The organism is Vibrio sp. 10N.222.49.C9 (assembly GCF_041474985.1).
GTDB classification, from domain to species: Bacteria; Pseudomonadota; Gammaproteobacteria; order Enterobacterales; family Vibrionaceae; genus Vibrio; species Vibrio crassostreae_C.
Map to the genome: position 1 here is coordinate 1 of NZ_JBFRVD010000501.1, position 221 is coordinate 221.

The window sequence follows — 221 nt, forward strand, 5'->3', positions numbered from 1 at the left end:
AATCGGTTCTAAGGCTATCAGCTTCTTCCAACGCGGCGGTAACGTCGTAGCGCAAACTGCAGGTCTCGGTGACTCTCCAAAATTGGAAGACATCTTAGGCACAGTAAACGCGATGTTGGAACACTATGACGAAGGTAAGATCGACAGTTTGTATTTGGTTTACAACAAGTTCGTTAACACCATGGTGCAAGAGCCAACGACAGCACAATTGCTGCCACACC

Annotated in this window: 1 protein-coding gene; it reads left to right on the top strand. The window is 47.5% G+C overall.

Going from position 1 to position 221, the window contains the following annotated elements; genetic code table 11:
• The coding region (locus AB4585_RS24185; protein ID WP_372171296.1) for a F0F1 ATP synthase subunit gamma at nucleotides 1-221 on the top strand (221 nt) is incomplete at both ends.